Origin of the sequence: Cognaticolwellia mytili (assembly GCF_002104475.1) — a bacterium.
GTDB classification, from domain to species: domain Bacteria; phylum Pseudomonadota; class Gammaproteobacteria; order Enterobacterales; family Alteromonadaceae; genus Cognaticolwellia; species Cognaticolwellia mytili.
Window position 1 is genome coordinate 2,650 of sequence record NZ_NBOF01000009.1, and the last position, 3,052, is coordinate 5,701.

The window sequence follows — 3,052 nt, forward strand, 5'->3', positions numbered from 1 at the left end:
AAAAGACTACTTAGGGTTGTATGGTTAAGTGACTAAGCGTATGTGGTGGATGCCTTGGCAGTTAGAGGCGATGAAGGACGTGTTAATCTGCGAAAAGCTTTGGTGAGGTGATAAAAACCGTTATAGCCAAAGATGTCCGAATGGGGAAACCCACCCAAGGTAACTTGGGTATCATTAAGTGAATACATAGCTTAATGAGGCGAACCGGGAGAACTGAAACATCTAAGTACCCCGAGGAAAAGAAATCAACCGAGATTTCCTTAGTAGCGGCGAGCGAACGGGAATTAGCCCTTAAGTGGTTTGTAAGTTAGTGGAATCTACTGGAAAGTAGAGCGATACAGGGTGATAGCCCCGTACACGAAAATAAACTTATCATGAAATCGAGTAGGTCGGCACACGTGAAACGTTGACTGAACATGGGGGGACCATCCTCCAAGGCTAAATACTCCTAACTGACCGATAGTGAACCAGTACCGTGAGGGAAAGGCGAAAAGAACCCCTGTGAGGGGAGTGAAATAGAACCTGAAACCGCATACGTACAAGCAGTGAGAGCTAGATTTAGTCTAGTGATTGCGTACCTTTTGTATAATGGGTCAGCGACTTATATTCTGTAGCAAGGTTAACCGAATAGGGGAGCCGTAGCGAAAGCGAGTGTTAACTGCGCGTTTAGTTGCAGGGTATAGACCCGAAACCCGGCGATCTACCCATGGGCAGGTTGAAGGTTGAGTAACATCAACTGGAGGACCGAACACACGTATGTTGAAAAATGCGGTGATGACTTGTGGGTCGGAGTGAAAGGCTAATCAAGCCGGGAGATAGCTGGTTCTCCCCGAAATCTATTTAGGTAGAGCCTCGCACGAACACCATTGGGGGTAGAGCACTGTTAAGGCTAGGGGGTCATCCCGACTTACCAACCCTTTGCAAACTCCGAATACCAATGAGTGATATGCGGGAGACACACTACGGGTGCTAACGTCCGTTGTGAAGAGGGAAACAACCCAGACCGCCAGCTAAGGTCCCAAAGTACTAGTTAAGTGGGAAACGATGTGGAAAGGCATAGACAGCTAGGAGGTTGGCTTAGAAGCAGCCATCCTTTAAAGAAAGCGTAATAGCTCACTAGTCGAGTCGGTCTGCGCGGAAGATGTAACGGGGCTAAACTAGTCACCGAAGCTGCGGATTTGAACTTAGGTTCAAGTGGTAGGGGAGCGTTCTGTAAGCCGTTGAAGGTGTGTTGTAAAGCATGCTGGAGGTATCAGAAGTGCGAATGCTGACATGAGTAACGATAAGGGGAGTGAAAAACTCCCCCGCCGAAAGACCAAGGTTTCCTGTCCCATGTTAATCAGGGCAGGGTAAGTCGGCCCCTAAGGCGAGGCGGAAACGCGTAGTCGATGGGAAACAGATTAATATTTCTGTACTTCTATATATTGCGAAGGAGGGACGGAGTAGGCTAGGTGAGCACGGCGTTGGTAGTCCGTGTGAAAGAATGTAGGCGGAAAGTTTAGGTAAATCCGGACTTTTGTTAACGCTGAGACTCGAGACGAGACTCTACGGAGTTGAAGTCATTGATGCCATGCTTCCAGGAAAAGCTTCTAAGCTTCAGATATATAGGAACCGTACCCCAAACCGACACAGGTGGTTAGGTAGAGAATACTAAGGCGCTTGAGAGAACTCGGGTGAAGGAACTAGGCAAAATAGTACCGTAACTTCGGGAGAAGGTACGCTCTCTAGTGTGAAGGACTTGCTCCGTAAGCACATGAGAGTCGAAGTAACCAGGTGGCTGGAACTGTTTATTAAAAACACAGCACTGTGCAAAATCGAAAGATGACGTATACGGTGTGACGCCTGCCCGGTGCCGGAAGGTTAATTGATTGGGTTAGCTCTGCGAAGCTCATGATCGAAGCCCCGGTAAACGGCGGCCGTAACTATAACGGTCCTAAGGTAGCGAAATTCCTTGTCGGGTAAGTTCCGACCTGCACGAATGGCGTAATCATGGCCACACTGTCTCCACCCGAGACTCAGTGAAATTGAAATTGCGGTTAAGATGCCGTATACCCGCGGCTAGACGGAAAGACCCCGTGAACCTTTACTATAGCTTGACAGTGAACATTGCTCCTACATGTGTAGGATAGGTGGGAGGCTTTGAAACCATGTCGCTAGATGTGGTGGAGCCAACCTTGAAATACCACCCTTGTATGCGTGATGTTCTAACCTAGGGCCCTAATCGGGCTTGGGGACACTGTCTGGTGGGTAGTTTGACTGGGGCGGTCTCCTCCCAAAGAGTAACGGAGGAGCACGAAGGTTGGCTAAGTACGGTCGGACATCGTACGGTTAGTGCAATGGCATAAGCCAGCTTAACTGCGAGACAGACACGTCGAGCAGGTACGAAAGTAGGTCATAGTGATCCGGTGGTTCTGTATGGAAGGGCCATCGCTCAACGGATAAAAGGTACTCCGGGGATAACAGGCTGATACCGCCCAAGAGTTCATATCGACGGCGGTGTTTGGCACCTCGATGTCGGCTCATCACATCCTGGGGCTGAAGTCGGTCCCAAGGGTATGGCTGTTCGCCATTTAAAGTGGTACGCGAGCTGGGTTTAGAACGTCGTGAGACAGTTCGGTCCCTATCTGCCGTGGGCGTTTGAGAATTGAAGAGGGCTGCTCCTAGTACGAGAGGACCGGAGTGGACGAACCGCTGGTGTTCGGGTTGTTATGCCAATAGCATTGCCCGGTAGCTACGTTCGGAACTGATAACCGCTGAAAGCATCTAAGCGGGAAGCAGGCTTTGAGATGAGTTCTCACTGGAGCTTTAAGCTCCCTAAAGGGTCGTTGGAGACTACAACGTTGATAGGTTGGGTGTGGAAGTGCTGCGAGGCATTGAGCTAACCAATACTAATTACCCGTGAGGCTTAACCATACAACACCCAAGTGGTTTTGTAGGTAAGTTTGACAACACTCGCAAGAGTGACACGTACATAAAGAATTGAATAAGACACTAACGTATTTATAAATGCTTTCTAGATTAACTTTTTTGTCTAGCGACAATAGCGACATAG

General features: G+C 49.0%; 1 rRNA gene. It reads left to right on the top strand.

The window, feature by feature from the left end:
- The first annotated feature begins 22 nt into the window (after positions 1-22).
- Positions 23-2,913, top strand: a 23S ribosomal RNA gene (locus tag B7C41_RS19820).
- Positions 2,914-3,052: the final 139 nt, after the last annotated feature.